The organism is Streptomyces sp. NPDC058221 (genome assembly GCF_042882365.1).
GTDB lineage: Bacteria > Actinomycetota > Actinomycetes > Streptomycetales > Streptomycetaceae > Streptomyces.
Window position 1 is genome coordinate 1 of the sequence record NZ_JBHVWF010000253.1, and the last position, 6,528, is coordinate 6,528.

The 6,528-nt window shown below is 69.5% G+C and carries 5 protein-coding genes; 1 reads left to right on the top strand and 4 read right to left on the bottom strand.

Going from position 1 to position 6,528, the window contains the following annotated elements; all coding sequences use genetic code 11:
• Positions 1 to 34: 34 nt before the first annotated feature.
• Positions 35 to 3,316: a GH92 family glycosyl hydrolase gene (locus ACFVW8_RS37920; protein WP_389698397.1), complete on the bottom strand. Its 3,282-nt coding sequence runs from the start codon at positions 3,314 to 3,316 to the stop codon at positions 35 to 37.
• Positions 3,317 to 3,795: 479 nt separating this feature from the next.
• Here ACFVW8_RS37920 and ACFVW8_RS37925 point away from each other — a divergent pair, with 479 nt between their 5' ends.
• Entirely contained in the window at positions 3,796 to 5,019 is a 1,224-nt protein-coding gene (locus ACFVW8_RS37925; protein ID WP_389698399.1) for an acyltransferase family protein, read from the top strand.
• Positions 5,020 to 5,209: 190 nt separating this feature from the next.
• Here the strand turns inward: ACFVW8_RS37925 and ACFVW8_RS37930 are convergent, their stop codons facing one another.
• From ACFVW8_RS37930 to ACFVW8_RS37940, 3 genes are all read right to left on the bottom strand, one after another.
• Positions 5,210 to 5,665 carry a tellurite resistance TerB family protein gene (locus tag ACFVW8_RS37930; protein ID WP_389698394.1) on the bottom strand — a complete coding sequence of 152 codons (456 nt, stop codon included), beginning with the start codon at positions 5,663 to 5,665 and terminating at the stop codon, positions 5,210 to 5,212.
• 63 nt (positions 5,666 to 5,728) lie between these two features.
• On the bottom strand, positions 5,729 to 6,310 hold the full coding sequence (locus ACFVW8_RS37935) for a TerD family protein (RefSeq protein WP_389698396.1): 582 nt from the start codon (positions 6,308 to 6,310) through the stop codon (positions 5,729 to 5,731).
• Positions 6,311 to 6,376: 66 nt separating this feature from the next.
• The coding region (locus ACFVW8_RS37940; RefSeq protein WP_389698401.1) for a TerD family protein at positions 6,377 to 6,528 on the bottom strand (152 nt) is incomplete at its 5' end.

A 6,528-nucleotide genomic window follows, 5' to 3' on the forward strand; every position in this document is an offset into this window, starting at 1 on the left:
CCCTTGCCGCGACGGCCCGTTCCGGCCGGGTGCGTCAGGCCGTGGCCACCGCGAAGACGTGGATCACTCCGCCCTCCGTGGTGGACGGCAGCGTCACGCTCGCCAGCTGCTTGCCTGCCTGGAGCGCGATCGGGGCGGTGGCGAAGATCTCGGTGCCCACCGGATCCGTACCGCCGCCCTGGACGTCGCGGTATTCGGTGTGGACGGCGACCGTGTTACCGAAGGACGGCTTCTCCGAGCCGCCGCCCAGCGTCCAGTCGCTGAAGCCGATCTCCGCCTCCTGCGTGGTGCCGTCGGTGTACGTCAGAGTCGCCCGGCCGGAGGCGGAGCCCTCGGCCGCGCTGCCGAGCAGGCTGAGCTTCGTGTCCCCGGACGCGGGGGCGACCTTCAGGACCTGCGGGTCGGTTCCGGCCACCTCGATGTTGTCCGGGTCGCCGGCGGCCACCTTCGGCCAGCCGAAGTCGAAGCCGCCGGACGAGACCGTCCCGCCCGGAGCCGCGCCCGCGGCGGCGAGCGCCTTGGCCGAGTAACTCCAGCCCTCACCGTCGAAGTTGGCCTGCGGATTGTCGTCGTCCGTGGAGATGGCCGTGCTGTTGCGGTTCCACAGCATGCTGTTCTTCTCGGCGACGGTCACCGCGGCCGATGTTTTCGGGAGTTCCTCGCCCGTGGACGACTTGAGGGTCACGGGGACCGTGTAGTGGCCCTCGGGGGTGTCCGCCGCGGCCGACACGGTGAGTTCGGCACTCACCGAACCGCGCGCCGGGATGGTGAAGTCGCCCTCCGACGGGGTGACGGTGACACCGGCCGGGGCCTTCGCCGTCCAGTGCACGGTGGTGGCCTCCGTCTCGATGCTCTGCACCTTGACGGTCGTCCCCGCGCTGCCGGAACCCGGTTCGACCTTCAGCTGCTCGGGGGTGGCCCCGGTGAAGTACTTCAGACCGCCGCCGGGGAAGGAGGGCGGAGCGTCCGCCTTCGCGGTGCCCCAGGTCTTGTCCGCCGTCGAGCCGAGGGTGTAGTCGAGCCTTCCGCCGTGGGTGACGAGCGAGGCGGGCACCCACGGCTTCGTGGACGTGCGGCCGTTGACCTTCAGACCGTGGATGTAGGAGTTGTCCGCCGACGCGGCGGGCGCGTCGACCGTGATCGTCTTCCCGTGCCCGGTGTGCACCACCGCGTGCGGGAACAGCGGTGCGGACAGCGTCAGATCGGCCCGGCTCGGGTTCTGCGGATACATGCCGAGCGCCGAGAAGACGTACCAGGACGACATGGTTCCCGCGTCGTCGTTGCCGGGAATGCCGCCCGGGGTGTCGGTCCACAGCTGGTCCATCTCGGCGCGGACCGTCTCCTGCGTCTTGTACGGGGCCCCCAGGTAGTCGTACAGATAAGGGGCGTTGATGTCGGGCTCGTTGGTCGCGTCGTAGCGCGTGTCGTCCTTCGCGGAGAAGTCGAACTTCCCGTCCGGGGTACGGAAGAAGGCGTCCAGCCGCTTCACCGCGGCGTCGTCGCCGCCCATCGCGCCGGCGAGGCCCGCCACGTCCGAGTACACCATCCAGGTGTACCGCGCGCTGGATCCCTCGACGAAGCCGCTGCCGGTACCCGGTGTGAAGGTACCCGCCCAGGTGCCGTCGGACTTGCGGTCGCGGATGTAGCCGCCCTGCGGGGTGGCGTTGGCGTCGAAGACGTTCGTCCAGTTGCCCGAGCGGTCCAGGAACTTCTTCGCGTCAGCGGTCCGCCCGGTCTGCCGGGACAGTTCCGACAGACCGTAGTCGGCGGCCGCGTCCTCCAGCGTCTCGGCCGCGCCTCCCCAGCAGTGGCAGTTGTCCGCCGGTACGTAGCCGAGCTCCAGGTACTTGTCGAGCGCGGGCCGCTGGCCCACGCACTCGACGTTGCAGCCGGAGCTGTCGGAGTCGTTCGCCGTGGGGACGGTGGCCGCCTTGACGAGCGACTTCAGAGCGCCCTTCACGTCGAAGTCATGGCCACCGAAGGCGTAGATCCCGGCGAGAGCCGCGTCCGAGGGATCGCCCGACATCACGCTCGTCTTGCCGTTCTCCAGCAGCCAGCGGTCCCACTCGCCGCCGCGCTGCCCCGCGTAGTTGTACAGGGACTGTGCGTAGTCGCTGCCGGCCTTCGGGTTGAGCAGCGTCATCAGCTGCACCTGCGCGCGGTACTGGTCCCAGCCGGAGAAGGTGCCGTACTGGGCTTTCTGCCCCTTGGCGAGGTGGTGCGGCTTGCGGTCGGCGCCGAGGTAGCGGCCGTCCACGTCGTTGGTCAGGGTGGGCTCCAGCATGGAGTGGTAGAGCGCCGTGTAGAAGGTGGTGTGCTGGGCATCGGTGCCGCCGCCCACCTCGACCGACTTCAGCGTTCTGTTCCAGACGTCGGCAGCCTGGGTCCTGACGGCGTCGAAGCTCTTGCGGGGCCCGTTCTCCGTGCGGAGGTTGGCTTCGGCGTTCTGCGGGCTGACGTAGGAGACGGCGACCTTGGCGCCGGCCTCGGTGGTCCCGTCGGCGAAGGTGATGTACCCGCCGGAGCCCTTGCCCTCCGCTGCGTTGCCGGACGAGCTGTACCCCGTTCCGCCGGACGCCGATGTGGAGCCGGGCTTGACCGTGCCGTCCGTCCAGGTCCCGACCTTCGCGAACGCCTTGTCGAAGTGGGCGGTGAAGTACAGCGTGTAGAGGTCCTTGCGGTTGTTGGCGCTCTGCGGACCGCAGAAGTTGCCCGCGGTGACGGAGCCCGTCACCGTCCGGTCGGCCTTGTTGATCTTCACGGTGGCGCCGGTGCTGCCGGTCTCCGAGTTGGAGGTACGGAAGAGCATGCTCGCGGGCTTGTCCGCAGGGAAGCCGAACTTCCCCGAACCGGTCCGGGCGGTCGTGGTGAGCGCCGCGGACGCGCCACTGGCCAGGCCGACCTTGTAGTAGCCGGGCGAGGCGGTCTCGTCGTCGTGCGAGAAGGAACCGGCGTACTTCGCGTCGGTGGTGTCCGCGCTCGGCGAGGAGTCGACGTCACCCACGTACGGCATGATCGGGATGTCCCCGTTCGCCCCCGAGCATCCGACACCGTTGAGGTGGGTGAGACTGAAGCCGCGGATCTTCGTGGCGTCGTACTGGTACCCGCCGGGCGCGGGCGTCGAGACCTGCTTGCCCTTCGAGTTCTGCGGGCTCCAGGCCAGCATGCCGAACGGCTGCACGGCGCCCGGGTAGGTGTTGCCCGCGTTGGATGTGCCGATCAGCGGGTCGACGTACGACACGGGATTCTTGACGGTGCCGTGCGGGGAGGCCGCCGAGGCGGGGACGGCCGCGGTGGCCGTCCCCAGCGCGGCCATGGCGGTGACCGCGACGGCGCTGATGACTCTGAGCCCGGTGCGCGGCCGATGGTTGTGCGTGTCTGACACCGTTCCTGCCCTTCGTGTGTGACGGACCGTCAACGCGGAGGGAGCGGGCGCGCCGTGACCACTCCGGAACGGCGTCGCTCCGACAACGTTGTCAACGATGTGAGGATGCTCCTCCTGCCGCTCCGAGGTGTCAAGGAGTCCTGGAATCCGGCCGTCCGGGCTGCACCGGGGCGATGGGGGAGGGGTGCCCGGATGAAAGGTGCATACGCCATGTATCACCTCTGTGGGTCGGGCGGGACGGCGGGGCCCGGGTTTACGCGGAGGGGTATCGATGACTACGGTGCGGGGAATGTTCCGCAGCCACATCACTCCCGTAATCCCTCTAAGACGAGCAATGGTGGGCGCAGGTTCCATCGTTGAGAGGGGAGAAATCCTTGAGTGATGTGCGGCAGCCGCCCGGGTCCCTGGCGGTGGAAGGCCACTCGGGTACTCCGACGACGGGACGGGAGCCGCAGGCCCCGCGAACCGCGGCCCGGGCGCCGGCGACGGCCTCCGGGACAGGTGGAGGCAGAGCGCGGGATGCGTTCTTCGACAACGCCAAGTACCTGGCGATCGTGCTGGTCGCCATGGGGCACGCGTGGGAGCCGCTGCGGGCGGACAGCAGGGTGGCCGCCGCCCTGTACATCACCGTCTACACGTTCCACATGCCCGCGTTCATTGTGATTTCCGGCTACTTCTCGCGGAGTTTCGACGCGGGCCCGAACCGGATCAGGCGGCTGGTCACGGGTGTGGCGGTGCCCTATGTGATCTTCGAGGTCGCGTACACCGTCTTCAAATGGACCGTCGGCGGGGACCCGGGCTATCCGGTCAGTCTGCTGGATCCGTGGTACCTGACCTGGTTCCTGGTCGCGCTGTTCATCTGGCGGCTGACCACCCCGCTGTGGCGGTTCGTCCGGTGGCCGCTGCCGGTTTCCCTGGTGATCGCGATCCTGGCGTCGGTGTCGCCGGACATCGGCGACGACCTCGACCTGCAGCGCGTCCTGCAGTTCCTGCCGTTCTTCGTGCTCGGCCTGGTCCTGCGGCCCGAGCACTTCCGGCTCGTACGCCGCCGGGAGGCCCGCGTCCTGGCGGTGCCCGTCTTCGCGGCGGCGCTGGTCTTCGCCTACTGGGCGGCTCCCCGGATGACCGCCGCCTGGTTCTACCGCCGCGACAGTGCCCAGGAGCTGGCGGACCCCGCCTGGACAGGTCCCGTCATGACGCTCGCCATGTTCGGCTGCTCGGTGGTCCTGGTCGGCTGCTTCCTTGCCTGGGTGCCGGGCCGCCGGATGTGGTTCACCGCCCTCGGCGCGGGCACTCTGTACGGCTACCTCCTGCACGGCTTCCTCGCCAAGGGCTCCCGCTTCTGGGGCTGGTACGACGCCCAGTGGCTGCAGACACCGCTCGGGCGGCTCGGGCTGACCCTGATCGCCGCCGCGGTGATCACCGTGCTGTGCACGCCACCGGTGCGGCGGGTCTTCCGGTTCGCGATGGAGCCGGAGATGGCGTGGGCCTTCAAGGCGTCACCGGCCCCGTCCCGGCCCCCGAGCCGATCTCCGTCGGTGCCCTCGTCTCCGTCCCTGTCCGTCTCGGCGTCGGCGTCGCGGCCGGGCGCCGAGGTGCCGCATCGGGGATCATCCTGGGGGAGCGGGCTGTAGCCCTGCTCTGCCGCGGCTGGCGGGAGCGCTCGGGCCGCCGAAGCCCGGACCCCGGCGCGGATGCCGTGTGAGCGGTGGATGTGACGGGCCGGTGGAGTGCACGGCCGAAAGGGGCGTGCCGTGTACGGACGGCACGCCCCTGGCCCGGTGACCTGAGGGCGTCCGGCTCTGATCCGCCGGGCATGCTGCCCTAGACGTCGAACTCGCCCGGCGAGATGCCGGCCGCGAAGCATGCCTCGCGGACCACGGCGCGTTCGGTGGTGTCGAAGTCGCCGTCGGCGCCGCCGATGACGATGCCGATCTGGATGACCGCCCGTGCCTCGGTGGGCTTCTTGCTGACCTTGCCGATGGTCTGGAGAAGGCTGACCTTCCCGAAGTCGAAGTCGGAGGTCAGCTGCTGGCAGTAGTCGTTGAACCGGCGCTGAAGATCTTCGGCGGGGAAGTTCCGCAGCACTTCGTTCCCCGTGATCAGGGAGGCCACCCGCTGCCGTTCGGACGGGTCGATGGAGCCGTCGGCCGCGGCCACGAGCGCGCACATGGCCATGCTCGCGTCGCGGAACGCCCCGCTCTTGAGGTCGTTCTTCTTGGCGTTGAGCTGCGTCTGCATCGTCGAGGCCGATTCCTTGATGCGGTCCCACAGTGCCATTCGAAATGCTCCAGGGTCGGTCGGAGTGGTGAGTACGGGCCGGACGGGCCTTGCGGTCGCGCCCTAGAGGTGTGCGGTGACGGCCGGCATCAGGTCCTGGAAGGTGCGCCCGTCGGCCGGGGTGCCGATGGCCGTCATCTGCCATCCCGCGCCGGAACGCTGGACCTTGGCCATGATCTGCGCGGTGTGGCGCCCGCCGCCGGTCAGCGTGTAGCGCGCCAGCTCCTGCCCCGTTGTCTCGTCGACCAGGCGGCAGAAGGCGTTGTCGACCTCCTCGAAGGTCTGGCCGGTGAAGGAGTTCACCGTGAAGACGATCTGGTCGACGTGGGCCGGGACACGCTGCAGGTCGACGACGATCGACTCGTCGTCGCCACCCTGGCCCGCGCCGCCCACCCGGTTGTCTCCGGTGTGCCGGACCGATCCGTCGTCGCTGGTCAGGTGCTGGAAGAAGACGACGTCCTGCGGGGCCTTGCCGGCGAAGAGCACGGCAGAGGCGTCGAGGTCGATCTCACGGGCGGTCAGCCGGGCGAGGAACCCCCTGCGGGGTGCGGACTTCCAGCCCAGCCCCATGCGTACGACGGTGAGTTCCCCGCCGCCGGTCTTGGTCAGGCTGATCTGCTGGCCCTTGGACAGATTGACGGTCATGGCTCCACTTTCGGCAGGAGGCGACAGGCGGCGGCAGAGGGTGGCGGGACGGCGGACCGGACCGGGTCAGAGGCTGACCCCGAAGTCGGCGACGATGCCGCTGAGTCCGGAGGCGTAGCCCTGGCCGACGGCGCGGAACTTCCACTCGGCGCCGTTGCGGTACAGCTCGCCGAAGACCATGGCGGTCTCGGTGGAGGCGTCCTCGCTCAGGTCGTAGC